At 63.0% G+C, this 18,012-nt stretch carries 20 protein-coding genes; 4 read left to right on the forward strand and 16 right to left on the reverse strand.

Going from position 1 to position 18,012, the window contains the following annotated elements:
* Positions 1-33: 33 nt before the first annotated feature.
* From GYA94_RS22995 to GYA94_RS23005, 3 genes are all read right to left on the reverse strand, one after another.
* The gene (locus tag GYA94_RS22995) at positions 34-1,140 is read right to left on the reverse strand and encodes an NADH:flavin oxidoreductase/NADH oxidase (protein ID WP_110678874.1); all 1,107 of its coding nucleotides are present in this window, start codon (positions 1,138-1,140) and stop codon (positions 34-36) included.
* Between the two features lie 358 nt (positions 1,141-1,498).
* Positions 1,499-3,208 (reverse strand): single-stranded-DNA-specific exonuclease RecJ, encoded by a 1,710-nt coding sequence (recJ, locus tag GYA94_RS23000; RefSeq protein WP_029886738.1) that lies wholly within the window; start codon positions 3,206-3,208, stop codon positions 1,499-1,501.
* Positions 3,209-3,216: 8 nt separating this feature from the next.
* Positions 3,217-3,759: a YaeQ family protein gene (locus GYA94_RS23005; RefSeq protein WP_009683453.1), complete on the reverse strand. Its 543-nt coding sequence runs from the start codon at positions 3,757-3,759 to the stop codon at positions 3,217-3,219.
* Positions 3,760-3,890: 131 nt separating this feature from the next.
* On the opposite strand from GYA94_RS23005, the gene GYA94_RS23010 reads away from it, so the two are divergent.
* Positions 3,891-5,090, forward strand: coding sequence for a CaiB/BaiF CoA transferase family protein (locus GYA94_RS23010; RefSeq protein ID WP_161893168.1), 1,200 nt, complete (start codon positions 3,891-3,893; stop codon positions 5,088-5,090).
* 20 nt (positions 5,091-5,110) lie between these two features.
* Complete coding sequence (locus GYA94_RS23015) at positions 5,111-5,986, forward strand: TIGR02285 family protein (RefSeq protein ID WP_110678880.1); 876 nt, start codon at positions 5,111-5,113, stop codon at positions 5,984-5,986.
* 352 nt (positions 5,987-6,338) lie between these two features.
* Here the strand turns inward: GYA94_RS23015 and GYA94_RS23020 are convergent, their stop codons facing one another.
* From GYA94_RS23020 to GYA94_RS23080, 13 genes are all read right to left on the reverse strand, one after another.
* Complete coding sequence (locus tag GYA94_RS23020) at positions 6,339-6,620, reverse strand: DUF3509 domain-containing protein (RefSeq protein WP_110678884.1); 282 nt, start codon at positions 6,618-6,620, stop codon at positions 6,339-6,341.
* Between the two features lie 68 nt (positions 6,621-6,688).
* Positions 6,689-7,078 carry a response regulator gene (locus GYA94_RS23025; protein ID WP_110678886.1) on the reverse strand — a complete coding sequence of 130 codons (390 nt, stop codon included), beginning with the start codon at positions 7,076-7,078 and terminating at the stop codon, positions 6,689-6,691.
* A gap of 177 nt (positions 7,079-7,255) precedes the next feature.
* Complete coding sequence (gene thrC / locus GYA94_RS23030) at positions 7,256-8,665, reverse strand: threonine synthase (RefSeq protein ID WP_009683448.1); 1,410 nt, start codon at positions 8,663-8,665, stop codon at positions 7,256-7,258.
* 168 nt (positions 8,666-8,833) lie between these two features.
* Positions 8,834-10,138 (reverse strand): homoserine dehydrogenase, encoded by a 1,305-nt coding sequence (locus GYA94_RS23035; RefSeq protein ID WP_009683447.1) that lies wholly within the window; start codon positions 10,136-10,138, stop codon positions 8,834-8,836.
* Positions 10,139-10,220: 82 nt separating this feature from the next.
* On the reverse strand, positions 10,221-10,964 hold the full coding sequence (locus GYA94_RS23040) for a DsbC family protein (RefSeq protein ID WP_029888038.1): 744 nt from the start codon (positions 10,962-10,964) through the stop codon (positions 10,221-10,223).
* Between the two features lie 152 nt (positions 10,965-11,116).
* Complete coding sequence (gene xerD / locus GYA94_RS23045; RefSeq protein WP_029888037.1) at positions 11,117-12,013, reverse strand: site-specific tyrosine recombinase XerD; 897 nt, start codon at positions 12,011-12,013, stop codon at positions 11,117-11,119.
* A gap of 171 nt (positions 12,014-12,184) precedes the next feature.
* The gene (locus tag GYA94_RS23050; RefSeq protein WP_009683444.1) at positions 12,185-12,592 is read right to left on the reverse strand and encodes an acyl-CoA thioesterase; all 408 of its coding nucleotides are present in this window, start codon (positions 12,590-12,592) and stop codon (positions 12,185-12,187) included.
* 95 nt (positions 12,593-12,687) lie between these two features.
* Positions 12,688-13,038 carry a 50S ribosomal protein L19 gene (gene rplS, locus GYA94_RS23055; protein WP_003252148.1) on the reverse strand — a complete coding sequence of 117 codons (351 nt, stop codon included), beginning with the start codon at positions 13,036-13,038 and terminating at the stop codon, positions 12,688-12,690.
* Between the two features lie 42 nt (positions 13,039-13,080).
* Positions 13,081-13,833 carry a tRNA (guanosine(37)-N1)-methyltransferase TrmD gene (trmD, locus tag GYA94_RS23060; RefSeq protein WP_003252146.1) on the reverse strand — a complete coding sequence of 251 codons (753 nt, stop codon included), beginning with the start codon at positions 13,831-13,833 and terminating at the stop codon, positions 13,081-13,083.
* A 3-nt stretch (positions 13,834-13,836) separates the two neighbouring features.
* The gene (gene rimM, locus GYA94_RS23065; protein ID WP_009683442.1) at positions 13,837-14,373 is read right to left on the reverse strand and encodes a ribosome maturation factor RimM; all 537 of its coding nucleotides are present in this window, start codon (positions 14,371-14,373) and stop codon (positions 13,837-13,839) included.
* A 5-nt stretch (positions 14,374-14,378) separates the two neighbouring features.
* Positions 14,379-14,630, reverse strand: coding sequence for a 30S ribosomal protein S16 (gene rpsP / locus GYA94_RS23070; protein WP_008094480.1), 252 nt, complete (start codon positions 14,628-14,630; stop codon positions 14,379-14,381).
* A gap of 247 nt (positions 14,631-14,877) precedes the next feature.
* Positions 14,878-16,254, reverse strand: a complete 1,377-nt coding sequence (ffh, locus tag GYA94_RS23075) for a signal recognition particle protein (RefSeq protein ID WP_009683441.1) — start codon at positions 16,252-16,254, stop codon at positions 14,878-14,880.
* A gap of 156 nt (positions 16,255-16,410) precedes the next feature.
* Positions 16,411-16,551: a hypothetical protein gene (locus tag GYA94_RS23080; RefSeq protein WP_157050345.1), complete on the reverse strand. Its 141-nt coding sequence runs from the start codon at positions 16,549-16,551 to the stop codon at positions 16,411-16,413.
* A 42-nt stretch (positions 16,552-16,593) separates the two neighbouring features.
* Between GYA94_RS23080 and GYA94_RS23085 the strand changes: the two genes are divergently transcribed.
* The gene (locus GYA94_RS23085) at positions 16,594-17,403 is read left to right on the forward strand and encodes a cytochrome C assembly family protein (protein WP_009683440.1); all 810 of its coding nucleotides are present in this window, start codon (positions 16,594-16,596) and stop codon (positions 17,401-17,403) included.
* A gap of 9 nt (positions 17,404-17,412) precedes the next feature.
* Positions 17,413-18,012 (forward strand): CNNM domain-containing protein (locus tag GYA94_RS23090; RefSeq protein ID WP_161893169.1); only part of this gene is annotated, 600 nt, incomplete at its 3' end.

Genomic DNA, 18,012 nt, shown 5'->3' on the forward strand with positions numbered 1-18,012 from the left:
CACGCCCGCTCCCACAAGGCCGCGCCTTCAGAATCAGTCGCGCAGATCCGACTCATGAATCGGGTTGGCCCGGCTGGTAGCGCGCTGGTACTGGGCCGGCCAGGTAGCCTTGTTACCGCCCAGGTCGTCGTCGGCATGCAGCGGCCAGTAAGGGTCGCGCAGCAGTTCGCGGGCAAGGAAGATGAGGTCGGCCTGGCCGGTACGCAGGATATGCTCGGCCTGCGCAGGTTCGGTGATCATGCCCACGGTGCCGGTGGCAATTTCAGACTCTTTGCGCACGCGCTCGGCGAAACGGGTCTGGTAGCCGGGGCCGGTGGGTATTTCGGCGTTCACCGAAGTGCCGCCAGAGGACACGTCGATCAAATCGACGCCCAGGTTACGCAGGCGCCGGGCCAGTTCGACGGTTTCATCCGGGTTCCAGCCGTCTTCCACCCAATCGGTTGCCGATACCCGCACGAACAGGGGCAATTCGGCAGGCCATACCTTGCGCACCGCTTCCACCACCTGCAGGGTCAGGCGGATGCGGTTTTCGAAGCAACTGCCGTATTCGTCACGCCGCTGGTTGCTCAGCGGTGACAGGAACTGGTGCAGCAGGTAGCCATGGGCGGCGTGAACCTCGAGCACTTTGAAGCCGGCCTGCAACGCGCGCTCGGCCGAGGCAACGAAGGCACCGACCACCTCCTGGATGTCGCCCAAGGTCAGCTCGCGTGGCGTTGTATGTTGCGGGTCGAAGGCAATCTTCGAGGGCCCCACCGGCTGCCAGCCACCCTCCTCGGTTTTGACGCTACCGTGCTTGCCCAGCCAGGGGCGGTAGGTACTGGCCTTGCGCCCGGCGTGCGCCAGCTGGATGCCGGGCACGGCGCCTTGGGCGGTGATGAAGCGGGTGATGCGTTGCAACGGGGCGATCTGTGCGTCCGCCCACAACCCAAGGTCTTCGGCGGTGATGCGGCCATCGGCGGTAACCGCCACGGCCTCGGTGATCACCAGGCCCGCGCCACCCACCGCGCGGCTGCCCAGGTGGACGAGGTGCCAGTCGTTGGCCAGGCCATCGGCTGCAGAATACTGGCACATCGGCGAAACGGCGATGCGGTTGGGCAACGTCAGTTGACGCAGGGTGTAAGGCTCGAGCAGCAGGCTCATGAGGGCACCTCCCAAGAACTCCAATGGTGATCCGGCCCGGACACTCAATAGCACGTCCCTGGCCTGGGTCCGGTCATACTTCAGACTAGACCAGAATGCCTGGGGGGAAGGTTCCATGGGATTTTGGGCAAGTTGTTTACAGACGCCTGTGGCCGGCCGCTGCCGCCTTCATTGGCACATGGGCCTTGTAGGAGCGGCCTTGTGTCGCGATGGGCTGCAAGGCAGCCCCGACAATTTGTGTAAATGTGCTGAAAGCCTGGGTTTTTGCAGCTGTGCTGAAAGCCTGGACTTGTGCATATATGCTGACAACCTGGGGCTGCTTTGCAGCCCATCGCGACACAAGGCCGCTCCTACAGGGTCAACGCGGCTCCATGTGGGCAATCATCAACTGCACACTTTCATTGCCCCGAAACTCGTTCACATCCAGCTTGTACGCCAACTCGACCCAGCGCACCGTCGGGTTCGGCCATACGTCGCGGTCGATGCCGAAGGCAATGCCATCCAGCCGCACCGAGCCACACTCGCTCTTCAGTACCACCTTCAAGTGCCGCTCGCCCACCACGCGCTGCTCCACCAACTGGAACACGCCATGAAACAGCGGCTCAGGGAAATGCTGGCCCCATGGCCCGGCATTGCGTAGCGCCTTGGCCAGATCGAGGTGGAATTCTTCCACCGCCAGGCTGCCGTCGGACAGCAGGCGCCCGGTCAGGTCGTCTTCACGCAGCTGGCGCCGTACCTCTTCGTCGAAAGCCTCGGCAAAGGCCGGGAAATTTGCCTCTGGCAACGACAAGCCAGCGGCCATGGCGTGGCCGCCGAACTTGCTGATCAATTGCGGGTGGCGCGCCGCCACGGCATCCAGCGCATCGCGAATATGGAACCCTGGCACAGAACGCGCCGAGCCCTTCAGCATGCCAGCGCCTGCATCGGCGAAGGCAATGGTCGGCCGGTGGTAACGCTCCTTCAGCCGCGACGCCAGAATACCGATCACGCCCTGGTGCCAGTCGGCATCGAACAGGCACAAGCCGTAAGGCATCGACTCGACCGGCAGGTCCTTGAGCTGGGCCAGCGCCTCGCGCTGCATGCCTTGCTCGATGGACTTGCGGTCCTGGTTCAGGTCATCCAGCTGCTGCGCCATGTCCTGGGCCAGCGCCGGGTCTTCGCACAGCAGGCATTCGATGCCCAGGCTCATGTCGTCCAGGCGCCCGGCTGCATTCAGGCGTGGGCCAAGAATGAAACCCAGGTCGGTGGAGGTGATGCGCCGGTGATCGCGGCGGGCCACCTCAAGAATGGCCTTCAAGCCCGGGCGGGCACGGCCGGCACGGATGCGCTCCAGGCCCTGGTGCACCAGGATGCGGTTGTTGGCATCCAGCGGCACCACATCGGCCACACTGCCCAGGGCGACCAGGTCGAGCAGTTCACCGATGTTCGGCTGGGGTTGTGTCGCGTAGCGGCCCAGGCTGCGCAACCGCGCGCGCAGGGCCATCAGCACATAGAAGATGACACCGACCCCGGCCAGCGCCTTGCTCGGGAAGCTGCAACCCGGCTGGTTGGGGTTGATGATGGCGTCGGCATCGGGCAGTTGTTCGCCTGGCAAGTGATGGTCGGTCACCAGCACTTTCAGCCCAGCGGCCTTGGCAGCGGCCACCCCGTCGACGCTGGAAATGCCGTTGTCCACGGTAATCAGCAACTGCGGCTGGCGCTGCAGGGCAACTTCGACGATTTCCGGGGTCAGGCCGTAACCGTATTCAAAACGGTTGGGCACCAGGTAATCGACATGGGCTGCCCCCAACAAACGCAAGCCCAGCACCCCAACCGTACTTGCGGTGGCACCGTCGGCGTCGAAGTCGCCGACAATGAGAATGCGCTGGCGCTGGTCTATGGCAGCGACCAGCAGGTCGACGCCGGCCTCGATGCCCTTGAGCTGCTGATACGGCAGCAGCCGCGCAAGGCTTTTGTCCAGTTCGGCCTCGCTTTGCACGCCGCGTGCGGCATACAAACGGGTGAGCAAGGGTGGCAGGTTACCCAGAAAAGGCAGGGTCGCAGGCAGGGGGCGAGGTTCGATACGCATGGGTTGCTTCAGCCACGCTCACCCAGTAGCCACTGCAGTTGCACTTCGTGCTGGCCACGGTCGTCGGTAACGAAGACCGTACCTTCGCTGATCATCACATCCCACTTGATGGCGCGCGGCATGTCGGCGGCCAGGGTTTCCAGCACCTCCTGCGGCACTGCGGCGATGTTCAGGTTCTTGAGGTTCTTGACCGCGCTGACCACCTTGCCTTCCCACACGCGCAGGCTGCCATAGGCCAGCAGGCTGGTGCGTTCGGTGCGCCGCGAGCACCAGGTCAGGCGCTCGGCATCGGGTTGGCCCACTTCGATCCAGTGCAGCACGCGGTCGTCCAGGCTCTTTTCCCAAAGTGCCGGCTCATCTACATCCGACAGGCCACGGCCGAACGACAGGTTCTCGTTGTACCAGAGCGCGTAGGCCAACAACCGCACCGCCATGCGCTCTTCGGTTTCCGAAGGGTGGCGCGCGATGGTCTGCTTGACGCTTTGGTAGACGTTACGGTCAAGATCGGTGAGATTCAGTTCGAACTTGTAGGTGGTGGACGGCTGGGCCATGGTCGACAGGCTTCGTGCAAAAGAAAAGTCGCACAGTCTAACCCATCCGCACTCGCCATGCGCCGCAGCAGTACCCGGCGCAACCGCCGTGTGATAAAACCACCGCTCTGCCCAACTGCCACGGATGCCCCATGTCGACGCCCAGCAAACCCCTCGCCGGCCTCAAAGTTGTCGAACTCGGCACACTGATCGCCGGGCCATTCGCCTCGCGCATCTGCGCCGAATTCGGTGCCGAGGTGGTCAAGGTCGAGTCGCCCGATGGCGGCGACCCGCTGCGCAAGTGGCGCAAGCTGTACGAAGGCACCTCCCTGTGGTGGTTCGTGCAGGCGCGCAACAAGCAGTCGCTGACCCTCAACCTGAAGCACCCTGAAGGCCGCGAGGTATTGCAAAGGCTGCTGGCCGACGCCGACATCCTGATCGAGAACTTCCGCCCGGGCGTGCTCGAAAAGCTTGGCCTGGGCTGGGATGTGCTGCATGCGCTCAACCCTGGGCTGATCATGGTGCGCCTGTCGGGCTTTGGCCAGACCGGGCCAATGAAGGACCAACCAGGTTTTGGTGCCGTAGGCGAGTCGATGGGCGGCCTGCGCTACATCACCGGCTTCGACGACCGGCCACCGGTGCGCACCGGCATTTCGATCGGCGACTCGATCGCCGCCTTGTGGGGCGTTATCGGCGCGCTGATGGCGCTGCGCCACAGGGAGGTCAACGGCGGCCAGGGCCAGGTGGTGGACGTAGCGCTGTACGAAGCCATCTTCGCCATGATGGAAAGCATGGTCCCGGAATTCGATGTATTCGGTTTTATCCGTGAACGCACCGGCAACATCATGCCCGGCATTACCCCCTCCTCCATCCACACCAGCGCCGACGGCAAGCATGTACAGATCGGCGCCAACGGCGATGCGATCTTCAAGCGCTTCATGCAGGCCATCGGGCGTGCCGACCTGGCTGACGACCCAAGCCTGGCCAGCAACGATGGCCGCGACCTTCGCCGGGATGAGCTGTACGGGGTGATCGACCGCTGGGCCAACAGCCTGCCGCTGGAAACGCTGATGCAGGTGCTGACCGCCGCCGAGGTCCCGGCCAGCCGGATCTACTCCGCCGAGGACATGTTCAGCGACCCGCAGTACCTGGCTCGGGAAATGTTCCTCCAGGCCAAGCTGCCCGACGGCAAGCCATTCAAGATGCCTGGCATCGTGCCCAAGCTGTCGGAAACCCCAGGTTCGAGCGAATGGGTGGGCCCGGCCCTTGGCGAGCACACCGAGGCACTGCTGGCCAGCCTTGGCTATGACGCGGCGGCCATCGCCAGCTTGCGCGCCGCAGGCACGGTCTGAACCAGGCGCAGCCCGGCCGCATGCGCGCCGCCCGCCGCCTACGCCCGCTGGTCCTGCTTTGCGGGCTGATGGCCGCATTGCTGCTGCACCCTGCCATTGCCAAGGAACGCCTGTTCTGGCTGGTGCGTGACCTGCCACCATTCACCATTTTCGACGGCCCGGAGCAAGGCCGAGGGGTAATCGACCAACTGCTGCCCCTGTTGATTGCGCAGATGCCCGAGTACGACCACGCCATCCAGCGCGTCACCCGTGCCCGCGGAATACAGATGCTGCAGGACCGCAACACCTTCACCTGCGACCCGACGCTGCTGTGGACACCCCAACGTGAGGAATATGTGCAGTTCTCCCTGCCCTCCCTGGGCGTGCTCAGTGGCGGCCTGGTGGGCCGCAAGGAAAGCCAGGCACTGGTGGCCCCCTATCTGCAGGGCCAGCAGGTAGACCTGCATGGCCTGCTGAGCAAAACCGCACTGAAACTCGGGGTCGTTGCCGAACGCAGTTATGGCCTGCAGATCGACAGCATTTTGCGCCAGCTGCCAGACACTGTGCTCAGCCGCCATTACGGTAACGAAGCCACCGCCAACCTGCTGCAGATGCAGCAGTTGGGGCGCCTGCGCCTGGTGCTCGGCTACTGGCCTGAGGTGCGTTACCTGATCCAGCAGCAAGGCGCCGCGCTGGCCGATTATCAGTTTTATCCAGTGCAGGGGGTGGAGCGCTACCAGTTTCTGCACGTGGGGTGCTCGGACAGCGAACTGGGGCGCGCTGCAGTGGCGCATATCGACCAGTTGCTGCTTGCGTTGCGACGGGACGTGCTGCCTGGGCTGTATGCCCACTGGCTGGATCCGGTCTCGCGCAGAAACTACCTGGAAGAAAGCAAGCGTTTCTTCGAAGCACATTAAATGCCTGCACCGGCCCTGTCGCGGGCAAGCCAGCTCCAGAGAAAATTGCATAACTTATTGATTTAGCGGGGACTTTGTGGGAGCGGGCATGCCCGCGAAAAATCCAGCGCGGTGGCTGGCACCGGCTACGCCGTTGTTCGCGGGCACGCCCGCTCCCACACAGGCCGCGTCGCGCTTACGAATTGAGTCCGCGGCGCGACAGGGCCGGTAGAGAACCCAGAAAAAAGAAACCCCGGGCGCTGGGGAAGGACGCCCGGGGTCAAGCGAAAGCCCTTGAGGACTTCCCGTGGCAGTTTTGCCAGCGCCGGAGCAAAGCGCTGGCTGGCTGCCCCTACTGTGTCAGATGAATCCTTTAGGCAAAGGTTCCCTGCGGTTGCTGGCATTGTTGCAGCGCAGCGATCACGCAAGGCTGCAGCCGCCCCTCGGCTATCTGCAGGTCACGGTGCAAACCATCCACCAGGTCGATCAACAGGCGGTGTTCCTGTAACTGGCGCTCACTGACAGTGCGCTGCAAGGTCACCCCTGTGAGGCCGCCTTGAACCGTGAGTTGGCGATTACCGTTGGCATCGGCAACGCCGAGGTGGGTCTGATAAGGGCTCAGTGCATCGTTGAGCAGGCTGCAGATTCTTTCCATCCGGTTCACTCGCTGCGTGGTGGGATATAGAGCAACTGACCCGCGGGCACAGCGGAAAGTTCGCCTTGCTATGGCCCTTGTCGATGCCGCGCCTGCAGCGTCTGCAGGGCGCGCTGCAGGCGCGGCATCGACAACGGCCAGGGCAGCTCGGCGAGTACCCACAGGCCTTGATTGCGCGCCTCTTGGGCCAGGTCGAAACGCTGCGGCGCAGGCTGGCCGACGAACAACAGGGCACGGGCCTGGGCCAGACGTGCGAGCAGGGCACGGCCGGCCCTGGTTGGCATGGCGTGGTCGAGAATCAGCAGGTCTGGGCGGCGTTCGGCGCCAAGGCGGGCATCCAGTTCAGCGGTGGTCGCGCTGATGCGCACAGCGAACACGCCCTGCGCGTTGAGGGCCTGGTGCAGCAGGATCTGGTGCGATGGGCGTGCCTGATGAATCAACACGACGGTCTGGTGCATGAGCCGCTCCTGATGGGAGGACCGGCTAATTTAGGCGCTGGTGAATGCCGCCTGAATAGGATGATTCTGATTAAGCTGCGGGAACTGGCTATACCGCGTCAGCTGAAGCCAACGCGGTTGCCTGCAGGAGCGGCCTTGTATCGCGACGGGGCTGCGCAGCAGCCCCAGGCACAGCCATTACAATGGCTTGCCGCGGTTGCCATGCTGGCTGACAAAGCCCTGTACCGCTTTCAGGTCATTGGCCAGCACCGTGCAACGCTCCTCACGGCTGAACAGGTCGCTGAGGTGCGCCGGCAGCTCGAGTGCCTTGCCCACACCGGCCTTTTCTACCGCTTCAGGGAACTTGACCGGGTGCGCGGTACCCAGCACCACCATCGGCGTGTCCAGGTTGCGGCGGCACTCACGGGCGGCCTTGACGCCGATCGCGGTGTGCGGGTCGAGGACCTCGCCAGTGGCAGCGAACACCTCGGCGATGGTCTCGCAGGTCTGTTCGTCGCTGACGGCCAACGAATCGAACAGCTTGCGGGCTTCGGTCCAGCGGTCCTGCTCGACGCTGAAGCCGCCACCCTGCTTGAAGTTGGCCATCAGTTCGGCAATTGCGCCACCGTTGCGGCCGTGCAGGTCGAACAGCAGGCGCTCGAAGTTGGACGACACCATGATGTCCATCGACGGCGACAAGGTGGCGTGCAGGGTTTCCTTGACGTACTGGTTGCCGCTCATGAAGCGGTGCAGGATGTCGTTGCGGTTGGTGGCCACGATCAGCTGGCTGACCGGCAGGCCCATGTTGCGCGCCAGGTAGCCGGCAAAAATGTCGCCAAAGTTGCCGGTCGGCACCGAGAACGCCACGGAACGCGACGGCCCACCCAACTGCAGGGCGGCATGGAAGTAGTAGACGATCTGGGCCATGATGCGCGCCCAGTTGATCGAGTTCACGGCCACCAGGCGGGTGCCCTTGAGGAACGACTGGTCGGCGAAGCTGGCCTTGACCATTTCCTGGCAATCGTCGAAGTTGCCTTCGATGGCGATGTTGTGGATGTTGTCACCGAAAATGGTGGTCATCTGCCGCCGCTGTACTTCCGACACGCGCTGGTGCGGGTGCAGGATGAAGATGTCGACGTTGTCGCAACGGCGGCAGCCTTCGATGGCCGCGGAGCCTGTGTCACCACTGGTGGCGCCGATGATCACCACGCGCTCGTTGCGCTTGGCCAGCACGTGGTCGAGCAGGCGCCCGAGCAGTTGCAAGGCAAAGTCCTTGAACGCCAGGGTTGGGCCGTGGAACAGCTCGAGTACCCATTCGTTGCTGTTCAGCTGGCGCAGCGGGGCCACTGCTGCGTGGGCGAACTCGCCGTAGGTTTCTTCGAGGATCTTCTTGAAGTCGGCGTCGGCGATGCTGCCTTCAACGAACGGGCGCATGACCCGGAAGGCCAGTTCGTGGTACGGCAGGCCGGCCCACGAAGCGATTTCTTCCTGGGTGAAACGTGGCAGGTTTTCCGGCACATACAGGCCGCCGTCACTGGCCAGGCCAGCCAGCAGCACGTCTTCGAAATTCAGGGCCGGTGCCTGGCCGCGGGTACTGATATAGCGCATGGGTGCAAACCTTTGGTTTGAGCGGCAAGCTTCGAGCTGCAAGCGACAAGAAAAAGCCGAACGGCGTTGCTCTTGTGCCTTGCGTCTCGCCCTTGCCGCGAATTAACTCTATTCGAAGCCTCAACACTGCACTGCCTTTCTTGCAGCTTGCAGCTTGAGGCTTGCCGCTTAGTTGAGCTGCTCGACGCGAATGCGCACAACCTTGCCGACCACGTCCTGCAGGGCTTCCAGGGCGACGATGGCATCATTGATGCGCTGCTCGACCACGCCGTGGGTGACCAGGATCATCGGTACCAGGCCGTCCTGTTCCTCGGCTTCCTTCTGCATGATCGACTCGATGTTGATACCACGCTCGGAAAGGATGCTGGCCACCTGGGCCAGCACGCCTGGGTGATCCTTGGCCTGGATACGCAGGTAGTAGGCGCTCTCGCAGGCTTCGATCGGCAGGATCGGGTGGGCCGACAGCGAATCGGGCTGGAAGGCCAGGTGCGGTACGCGGTTTTCCGGGTCGGAGGTCATGGCACGGACCACGTCGACCAGGTCGCCAACCACCGACGAGGCGGTTGGCTCCATGCCGGCACCGGCACCGTAGTACAGGGTCGAACCGGCGGCGTCACCGTTGACCATCACGGCGTTCATCACGCCGTTGACGTTGGCGATCAGGCGGTCGGCGGGGATCAAGGTCGGGTGCACGCGCAACTCGATGCCTTCAGCGGTGCGCCGGGCCACGCCCAGGTGCTTGATGCGGTAGCCGAGGGCCTCGGCGTAGTTCACGTCAGCGGTGGTCAGCTGGGTGATGCCTTCGGTGTAGGCCTTGTCGAACTGCAGCGGAATGCCGAACGCGATGGAGGCGAGGATGGTCAGCTTGTGCGCAGCATCGATGCCTTCGACGTCGAAGGTAGGGTCGGCTTCGGCGTAGCCCAGCGCCTGGGCTTCGGCCAGCACGTCGGGGAAGGCCCGGCCTTTCTCGCGCATTTCGGTGAGGATGAAGTTGCCGGTACCGTTGATGATGCCGGCCAGCCAGTTGATGCGGTTGGCTGACAGGCCTTCACGGATGGCCTTGATCACCGGGATGCCGCCGGCCACGGCCGCTTCGAAGGCGACGATCACGCCTTTTTCGCGGGCCTTGGCAAAGATTTCGTTGCCGTGCACGGCGATCAGTGCCTTGTTGGCGGTGACCACGTGCTTGCCGTTCTCGATGGCCTTGAGCACCAGGTCGCGGGCGATGGTGTAGCCGCCGATCAGCTCGATGACGATGTCGATCTCGGGGTTGCTCGCAACGTCGAACACATCAGCGGTAATGGGGGTACCGGTAATCTGGCAGTTCGGGTTCTGCGAGCGCATGGCGATCTGTGCCACTTCAATACCGCGCCCGGCACGACGGGCAATCTCCTCGGCGTTGCGCTGAAGTACATTGAAGGTTCCGCCACCGACGGTCCCCAACCCACAGATGCCTACTTTGACCGGTTTCACTGTGAACTCCCCATTGAACGGCCGGCACCTTGCCGACCGTGAAACATGCCGTCACCCCATGACGACGGCGTACTGAATTGGATTACTTGGCCAGTGCCAGCTTGGCGACCTGTGGTGCCGGCTGGTAGCCCGGAATGACCTGGCCGCTTTCCAGCACGATGGCCGGCGTGCCGTTGACACCGATCGACTGGCCCAGCTGGAACTGCTTGCCGACCGGGTTGGCGCACTTGGCCGCCTTGATTTCCTCGCCTTCGACCATTTTGTCCATCGCCGCGCGGCGGTCGCTGGAGCACCACACCGCCTGCAATTGCTGGTCACCCGGCGAACCGAGGCCCTGGCGCGGGAAGGCGACATAGCGCACTTCGATACCGCGGCGGTTCAGTTCAGGCACTTCGGCGTGCAGCTTGTGGCAGTACGGGCAGGTGGTGTCGGTGAAAACGGTGATATGCGACTTGGTTTCGCCCTTGGCAGGATAAACCACCATCTCGGCGGCTGGAATGCCGTTGATGAGCTTGGCCACGCCTTGGCGTTCGGTTTTTTCGGTAAGGTTGACCGGCTTGCCGTTCTGGATCTGGAACAGATAACCCTGCATCACGAACTGGCCATCGGCGCTGGCGTAGAGCACCCGGCCGCCCTGGAGCTTGACTTCGTACAGGCCGTTCAGCGGGCTGCTGGCCACGCTTTCCACGGGTACTTCCAGCTCGAGGTTTTGCAGTGATTTACGGATGGCCTGCTCGGCACCGGCATTGCTGTCGGTTGCCGCGGCAAGCGCAAAGGTACTGGCCAGCGCCAACGCGGCGGCGGCGAAAAACTGGGTCACGCGCATGGGAACTCCTGAAGGCGGACAGGGACCGGAGGGCGCCACCGGCGAAAAAGAGCGGTGAGCGTGCGGCCCTTGGTGCAAACCGCCCAAGCCTACCACATCACGCTGCTGGTGAAGGGCCTGGCAAGGACCGGTCGGCGGAACATGAAAAACATTCATCCACGCGGGTGGTGCTGGGCGTGCAACTGTTGCAGGCGAGCCTTGGCCACATGGGTGTAGATCTGCGTGGTCGACAGGTCGCTGTGGCCCAGCAGCATCTGCACCACGCGCAGGTCGGCGCCATGGTTGAGCAAATGGGTGGCAAAGGCATGGCGCAGCGTATGCGGGGACAGCGGCTTGTCGATACCGGCCACGCGGGCATGGTGCTTGATGCGGTGCCAGAAGGTCTGGCGGGTCATCTGCTCGCCGCGAAGGCTGGGGAACAGTACATCACTGGGGCGGCCATTGAGCAGTTCGGCACGGCCACCGCGCAGGTAGCGCTCCAGCCATACCACGGCTTCTTCGCCCATGGGAACCAGGCGCTCTTTGCTGCCTTTGCCCATGACCCGCAGCACGCCCTGGCGCAGGTTGACCTGGTCGAGGGCCAGGCTGACCAGTTCGGTGACGCGCAGACCACAAGCGTACAGCACTTCGAGCATGGCGCGATCACGCTGGCCGATGGCCTCGCCCAGGTCCGGGGCCTGCAGCAGGGCTTCGACGTCCGCTTCGGACAGCGACTTGGGTAAAGGCTTGCCCAGTTGCGGCATGTCGACCTGCAAGGTCGGGTCGATGGCCACCAGCTTTTCCCGCAACAGGTAACGGAAGAAGCCGCGCAGGCCGGAGATGAAACGTGCCGTGGAACGCGGCTTGTAGCCCTGCTCCAGGCGCCAGGCCAGGTGGTCGAGGATCAGGTCGCGGCCAGCGTCGGGCAGCGCCACGGAGCGCTCATGCAGCCAGCCGTTGAACAGGGCCAGGTCACTGCGGTAGGACACGCGGGTGTTGTCGGACAGGCCTTTCTCAAGCCACAGGGCGTCGAGGAACTGGTCGATCAGGGGGTGGTCTAGGGCGGGCATTCAGGGCTGCTGGGTGTTGGAGATGGGGCTAGTGTTTCACAGCAGCCTGGGGGTTGTCTGTACCGGCCTCTTCGCGGGCACGCCCGCTCCCACAGGGCCTGCACAGGCTTTGAATGCTTTGCATGGCTTGTAGAAGCGAGCGCGCCGGCGAAAGGGCCAGTGCAGAAGAACTCAGGCCTGGGGCAAAACCGGCACCGGGCGCTTGTCCTCGTCGATGGCGACAAAGCTGAACACCCCATGGATCGCACGCTCACGGCCGTCCAGGTACATGTTTTCTACGAACACATCCACTTGCACCTGCAAACTGGTGTTGCCGACCTTGATCACCGTGCCCACCAACTCGACGATCGAGCCGGCCGGGATCGGGTGCTTGAAGTCGATGCGGTCGGTGGACACGGTCACCAGCGGCAGGCGGCAGAAGCGCGTGGCAGCGATGAACGACACCTCGTCCATCCAGGCCAGCGCAGTACCGCCGAACAGGGTGTTGTGGTGGTTGGTGGTGTTGGGGAACACCGCCTTGGTCACGCGGGTAACCGACAGTTCGGTGCGGCGCTGAATTTCCTGGTCTCGGGTAGTCATCGCAATTCGATCTTCTGAAGGTTGAAAAAGCAAAAAAGCAGCCCGAAGGCTGCTTTTCTCTCGCTAGGCGGCCTCGGCCACCGGGCAAACTGTACTCAGGACAGTTTTTCCTTGATGCGAGCGGCTTTGCCGGACAGGTCGCGCAGGTAGTACAGCTTGGCTTTACGCACGTCACCACGACGTTTCACGGCCAGGCTGTCGATTTGCGGGCTGTAGGTCTGGAAGGTACGTTCTACGCCAACGCCGCTGGAGATCTTGCGCACGGTGAAGGCGCTGTTCAGACCGCGGTTACGCTTGGCGATAACGACGCCTTCGAACGCCTGCAGACGGGAACGCTCACCTTCCTTCACTTTAACCTGAACGACAACGGTGTCGCCTGGCGCGAAGGTCGGGATTTCCTTGCTCATCTGCTCGGCTTCGAGCTGCTGGATGATCTTGTTGGTCATGCTGTGCTCCTAAGATGGATACGCGATCCACCATCGATACGTTTAACTATCGTCCCGCTCGCGGAGATATTCCTCGAGCAGCTTCTTCTCTTCTCCAGAAAGCGAGCGACTTTCCAGAAGATCGGCGCGTCGTTCGAAGGTCCTACCAAGGGACTGCTTCATCCTCCAACGCCGGATGTGTGCATGGTTGCCACTTAGCAACACGTCGGGAACACGCTGATCCGCATACACCTCAGGCCGGGTGTAGTGCGGGCAATCAAGCAGACCGTCGGTAAAGGAATCCTCTTCCGCCGAGTCCACATGCCCTAAAGCTCCGGGCAGCAGCCGCGTAACCGCATCGATCAGTACCATGGCCGGCAGCTCGCCACCGGAAAGCACATAGTCACCAATCGACCACTCCTCATCGACATGAGCCTCGATAAAGCGCTCGTCGATGCCCTCATAACGACCGGCGATCAGGATCAACGACTCCTGTTCGGCCAGGCCTTTGACCGCTTGCTGAGTCAGCTTGCGGCCTTGTGGCGAAAGGTAGATCACCTTCGCCGCAGCTCCGGTTGCCTGCCTGGCGCTAACCAGTGCATCTTCCAGAGGCTTGATTTTCATCACCATGCCCGGACCACCACCAAACGGCCGATCATCTACCGTGTGGTGACGATCTGTGGTGTAGTCCCGCGGGTTCCAGCAAGTCACCTGAAGCAACCCTTGTTTCACCGCGCGGCTGGTAATGCCGTACTCCGTGATGGCCGAGAACATCTCGGGGAACAACGTGATGACATCTACGCGAAGGTTACCCATCGTTTAGAAATCCGCGTCCCACTCAACCCGCATCGTGCCTGCTTCCAGGTCGATTGCCAGCACGCATTGCTCCGTATAGGGCAACAGCCGCTCGCGATCATCCAGGCTGCCCGCACAGGGCTTGACCACCATTACATCGTTCGCGCCAGTCTCCAACAGGTGATCGACCTTGCCGAACAGGTGTTCGTCCTGGTTGATGACCTTCAGACCCACCAACTGGTACCAGTAGTACTCGTCGGCAGCCAGGTTGGGCAAAAGGCTCCGCGCAATGCAGATTTCGTAACCGCTCAGAAGCCGGGCTTCATCACGATCATCGAGGCCTTTCAGTTTCACGACCAGGCCCTTTTGGGAGCCACGACCGCTGACCAGCTCGACCTGCTTTACCTTGCCTTCGTGCCGAAGCGTCCAGCGCGGATAATCCAACAGGTTTTCAATCGGATCGGTAAAGGAATACACCTTCACCTCGCCGCGAACGCCGTGAACCGAAAAAATCTTGCCAACGACGATGAGGTCGTCAGCCTTTTCTGGCGTCGCGTTCATACGTTTCAGGCAGCGGCCTTGGCAGCGTCCTTCAGCAGCTGAGCAACGCGCTCAGACGGCTGTGCGCCCTGGCTCAGCCAGTAGGTGACGCGCTCCTGGTTGACCGACAGCTTGACTTCGGCGCCCGATGCGATCGGGTTGAAGAAGCCAACGCGCTCAACGAAACGGCCGTCACGGGCGTTACGCGAGTTGGTCACGGTCAGGTGGTAGAATGGGCGCTTTTTCGAGCCGCCACGGGCCAGACGAATGGTTACCATGTGAACATCGTTCCTATAGTCGGTGTTGCAGTTTTTACTGCAAATCTGAATGCCAAATAGGCACACGGGTGCCCAAAAGGCCGCATATTCTCGGGGAATACACGGACATTTGCAAATGACTTTTTCGGCAAGGCACCGCCCCGCCGTCCAGATTTGCCGGTTGCGCCGCGAAATTCGCGGCCGTTGCCCCGCCATGGCGGGGGTTCTGGCTGCCTGCCCGACGAAAGGCAGGCACCCGGAATACGTGTTACAGCTTGGGCATGCCGCCGCCCGGGAGCATACCGCCCAGGCCGCGCATCATCTTGGCCATGCCGCCCTTGGCAGAGAACTTCTTCATCATCTTCTGCATCTGCTTGTGCTGCTTGATCAGCCGGCCGATGTCCTGCACCTGGGTACCGGAACCCAGGGCGATACGGCGCTTGCGCGAACCGCTGATCAGGTCAGGGTCGCGGCGCTCGGCAGGGGTCATGGAGTTGATGATCGCTTCCATCTGCTTGAACTGCTTCTCGGCCGCGCCCTGGGCGTTGCCCATCTGCGACAGGTTGACCCCGCCGATGCTCGGCAGCTTGTCCATCAGGCCACCCAGGCCGCCCATGTTCTTCATTTGCTGCAGCTGGTCGCGGAAGTCTTCGAGGTCGAAGCCCTTGCCCTTCTTCAGCTTCTTGGCCAGCTTGTCGGCCTTGGCCTTGTCGATGGTCTGCTCGGCCTGCTCGATCAGGCTGAGCACATCGCCCATGCCCAGGATGCGCGAGGCCACGCGGTCGGGGTGGAACGGCTCGAGGGCCTCGGTTTTTTCACCCATACCGATGAACTTGATCGGCTTGCCGGTGATGGCACGCACCGACAGCGCAGCACCGCCACGGGCGTCACCGTCGACCTTGGTCAGTACCACGCCGGTCAACGGCAGCGCCTCGCCAAAGGCCTTGGCGGTGTTGGCGGCGTCCTGGCCGGTCATGGCGTCGACCACGAACAGGGTTTCGATCGGCTTGACCGCAGCGTGCAGCGCCTTGATCTCGGCCATCATGTCGGCATCGATGTGCAGGCGGCCGGCGGTGTCGACGATGACCACGTCGATGAACTTGAGCTTGGCTTCGCGGATGGCCGCTTCGGCAATGGCCACCGGCTTCTGGCTGATGTCGGACGGGAAGAAGGTGACACCGATGTCGTTGGCCAGGGTTTCCAGCTGCTTGATCGCCGCCGGGCGATAGACGTCGGCGGACACCACCATCACGCTCTTTTTCTTGCGCTCCTTGAGGAAGCGCGCCAGCTTGCCAGCGGTGGTGGTCTTGCCGGCGCCCTGCAAGCCGGCCATCAGTACCACGGCAGGCGGGGCGGCATTGAGCGCAAGGTCTTCGTTGGCCGCGCCCATGAGGCTTTCCAGCTCGGCCTGCACGATCTTGACGAACGCCTGGCCCGGGGTGAGGCTGCGCGACACTTCGGTGCCGACCGCACGGTCCTTGACGCTGTTGACGAAATCCTTGACCACCGGCAGGGCGACGTCGGCCTCGAGCAGGGCCATGCGCACTTCGCGCAGCGTGTCCTTGATGTTGTCTTCAGTCAGCTTGGCCTTGCCGGTGACGTGGCGCAGCGTCTGTGACAGGCGGTCGGTCAGGTTTTCGAACATGGTGATCCTTTCAGGCCCAGTAAAAGCCGAGGTTTGTCAGGCGCCTGCAGGGAAAAACATACCCGCCAGGCACAGCAAGGCGGCGATTATAGCGAAGTGCGGCGGCGGCGCCCACCTTGGCTTCCGAGCGGCAAGCGGCAAGCGGCAAGCTACAAGCTACAAGCAAGAGCCGATGCGCGGGATGGCTGCTTTTTCTTGAAGCTTGCCGCTTGAAGCTTGAAGCTTGAAGCTTGAAGCTTGAAGCTTGCCGCTTAAAGCCCCCCGCTTCAGGCTTGCAGCTTCCAGCTTGCAGCTCACTATGCCAAACTCCGTCTCTTTAGGGCTCGCCAATCAGGACTTATGTTCTCCTCACCCAGCCTCATCCCCAACCTGATCGCCGCCGGCCTTTATATAGCAGCGGCCATCTACCAGGGCTCATACCTCGCCCAGGGCCGCAAGGCCGACAAGCGCCTGCTCGGCCTGCTCGGTGCCGTTGCGGTGCTGGCCCAGGCCGGCGCACTGTTCTTCCAGTTGATCACCCCACTGGGCCTGAGCCTGGACTTCTTCAGCGCAGCCAGCCTGATCGCCGTGGCAGTGATTGCCCTGACCCTGCTCGCCTGCCTGCGCATACCGGTGGAAAACCTGCTGGTGCTGCTGTTCCCGCTAGGCGCGGTAACGGCCTTGCTGGCGCAGTTCGCGCCACCCGGCACGGTGCCACTGATCGACGAGGAGCCGGGCATTCTTGCGCACATCCTGTTGTCGATCCTGGCCTATGGGCTGTTCACCATTGCCGTGTTCCAGTCGCTGCTGCTGCTGCTGCAGGACCGCCAGCTGAAGAACAAGCACCCGTCCGGGCTGATCCGCAACTTCCCGCCGCTGCAAACCATGGAAAGCCTGTTGTTCGGCTTCCTCTGGGCCGGCTGGTGCCTGCTGTCGCTGTCGCTGATCTCCGGCTGGCTGTTCCTCGAAAACCTGTTCGCCCAGCACCTGGTGCACAAGACCTTGCTGGCCTGCGTTGCCTGGGTCGTATTCAGCGTGCTGCTGTGGGGGCGAACCCGCCTGGGTTGGCGCGGCCACAAGGCCATTCGCTGGACGCTGGCCGGTTTCTGCCTGCTGATGCTGGCCTATTTCGGCAGCAAGCTGGTTCGCGAATTCATTCTGCATATCTGACGGCCACCCATGGACACCCTGCCGTACGCACCGCTACTGGTCACGCTGGCATTGGCGCTGCTCTGGGCAGCGCTGTTCACTGCTGTGGACGTTGCGCGCCTGCAACTGGCTGGCGCGCAACGCAGTGGCGATGATGGCCAGCCAGCGTTGCCCGCCCAGGCGCTGGTGCTGTGCGCCAGCCTCGGCAAACTGCTGGTCCTGGGCCTCGCGTGCCTGGTCGGGCAGCGCTACGACGGCGAGCACGGTTTCTGGCTGGCCGGGCTGGCCGCTGCCGCGGCCTTGTTGGTGTTTGCCGAGTTCCTGCCGCGGCGCCTGGCGCGGCGCAACCCGCAAGCACTGGCCAGCCTGGGCGTAAGCCTGCTGAAAGCGCCGCTCACGCTGCTGCAGCCGTTCGCCTGCCTGCTCGACGGCTGCGCCAAACTGATCTTGCGCCCGTTCCGCGCGCAGCCGGCCGCAGTGCCCCTGCACCCGCAGGAAGATGACGACCCGGATGAGAACGAGCGCCACGAAGCGCCCCGCAACGGCCTGCTCGACGGCCTGCAGGCGCTGGACAAGGTCACCGTCAACGACATCCTGGTGCCGCGCAGCGAAGTGGACGGCATCAACCTC

Origin of the sequence: Pseudomonas juntendi (assembly GCF_009932375.1) — a bacterium.
Classification (GTDB): domain Bacteria; phylum Pseudomonadota; class Gammaproteobacteria; order Pseudomonadales; family Pseudomonadaceae; genus Aquipseudomonas; species Aquipseudomonas juntendi.

What these genes read in the sequence shown, in the direction of transcription:
- GYA94_RS23050 (WP_009683444.1), bottom strand. Translation starts at nt 12,592, where the DNA reads ATGACTACCCGAGACCAGGAAATTCAGCGCCGCACCGAACTGTCGGTT.
- GYA94_RS23015 (WP_110678880.1), top strand. Translation starts at nt 5,111, where the DNA reads ATGCGCGCCGCCCGCCGCCTACGCCCGCTGGTCCTGCTTTGCGGGCTG.
- rplS (WP_003252148.1), bottom strand. Translation starts at nt 13,038, where the DNA reads ATGACCAACAAGATCATCCAGCAGCTCGAAGCCGAGCAGATGAGCAAG.
- recJ (WP_029886738.1), bottom strand. Translation starts at nt 3,208, where the DNA reads ATGCGTATCGAACCTCGCCCCCTGCCTGCGACCCTGCCTTTTCTGGGT.
- GYA94_RS23010 (WP_161893168.1), top strand. Translation starts at nt 3,891, where the DNA reads ATGTCGACGCCCAGCAAACCCCTCGCCGGCCTCAAAGTTGTCGAACTC.
- trmD (WP_003252146.1), bottom strand. Translation starts at nt 13,833, where the DNA reads ATGGGTAACCTTCGCGTAGATGTCATCACGTTGTTCCCCGAGATGTTC.
- GYA94_RS23005 (WP_009683453.1), bottom strand. Translation starts at nt 3,759, where the DNA reads ATGGCCCAGCCGTCCACCACCTACAAGTTCGAACTGAATCTCACCGAT.
- rimM (WP_009683442.1), bottom strand. Translation starts at nt 14,373, where the DNA reads ATGAACGCGACGCCAGAAAAGGCTGACGACCTCATCGTCGTTGGCAAG.
- GYA94_RS23020 (WP_110678884.1), bottom strand. Translation starts at nt 6,620, where the DNA reads ATGGAAAGAATCTGCAGCCTGCTCAACGATGCACTGAGCCCTTATCAG.
- GYA94_RS23025 (WP_110678886.1), bottom strand. Translation starts at nt 7,078, where the DNA reads ATGCACCAGACCGTCGTGTTGATTCATCAGGCACGCCCATCGCACCAG.
- rpsP (WP_008094480.1), bottom strand. Translation starts at nt 14,630, where the DNA reads ATGGTAACCATTCGTCTGGCCCGTGGCGGCTCGAAAAAGCGCCCATTC.
- xerD (WP_029888037.1), bottom strand. Translation starts at nt 12,013, where the DNA reads ATGCCCGCCCTAGACCACCCCCTGATCGACCAGTTCCTCGACGCCCTG.
- ffh (WP_009683441.1), bottom strand. Translation starts at nt 16,254, where the DNA reads ATGTTCGAAAACCTGACCGACCGCCTGTCACAGACGCTGCGCCACGTC.
- GYA94_RS22995 (WP_110678874.1), bottom strand. Translation starts at nt 1,140, where the DNA reads ATGAGCCTGCTGCTCGAGCCTTACACCCTGCGTCAACTGACGTTGCCC.
- GYA94_RS23040 (WP_029888038.1), bottom strand. Translation starts at nt 10,964, where the DNA reads ATGCGCGTGACCCAGTTTTTCGCCGCCGCCGCGTTGGCGCTGGCCAGT.
- GYA94_RS23085 (WP_009683440.1), top strand. Translation starts at nt 16,594, where the DNA reads ATGTTCTCCTCACCCAGCCTCATCCCCAACCTGATCGCCGCCGGCCTT.
- thrC (WP_009683448.1), bottom strand. Translation starts at nt 8,665, where the DNA reads ATGCGCTATATCAGTACCCGCGGCCAGGCACCGGCCCTGAATTTCGAA.